Genomic DNA, 716 nt, shown 5'->3' on the forward strand with positions numbered 1-716 from the left:
CAGGTAGCTGAGGAACGCACCGGTGCCACCGGACTTGCGAAACAGCCGGGCCTCACCATCGCTGCTGGAGCGATGGGTCTGGTTGGAGAGCAGCAGCCCTCGGAAATCACCCTTGGCTCGTTTCTTCTCCTGGCCGGCTGAGCTGCCGAATCCCTTGCCGCCACTGGGTGTTGGTGGATCGTCGTCGGACCCATCGATCCGCTCCAGCGAACTGTGGGAGGCCCAGGCACGCAGCAAGGTGCCGTCGACCGAGAAATGCTCGGAACTCAGCAACGGCTTGACCTCCGGCGAGGCCATCAGCAACTCCAGGAACCGGGCCATGAGCTCCTCGTTGAGCAGCCGATCACGGTTCTTGGTGAATGTCGTGGGATGCCAGACGGTGTCGTCGGGATTGAGGCCGATAAACCAGCGGAACAGCAGGTTGTAGTCCAGCTGCTCGATCAGCATCCGCTCCGAGCGGATGCCGTAGATCGCCTGCAGCAACAGGGCCAGCAGCAGTTGCTCCGGGGGGATCGAGGGACGCCCGCCCTCGGGGTAAAGCTTGCAGAAGGTGGGGTTGAGCCGATCCAGGGCCTGATCCGCCAGCCGCCTGACCTGGCGCAGGGGATGGCCAGACGGAATCCGGTCTTCTGTGGAGATGTACGAGAACAGGGGGCCGGTGCGTTCCTGCTGGCCGCGCATTCGCTCAGTGCCGTTAGGCCATTCTCCCGCGGCTG

General features: G+C 64.0%; 1 protein-coding gene. It reads right to left on the reverse strand.

Features of this window, described 5'->3' with window-relative positions; genetic code table 11:
- Positions 1-681: transposase (locus KUG41_RS15420; RefSeq protein WP_216905064.1), on the reverse strand; the 681-nt coding region annotated here is incomplete at its 3' end.
- Positions 682-716: the final 35 nt, after the last annotated feature.

It is taken from the genome of Synechococcus sp. CCY 9618 (assembly GCF_019038415.1).
GTDB lineage: Bacteria > Cyanobacteriota > Cyanobacteriia > PCC-6307 > Cyanobiaceae > Cyanobium.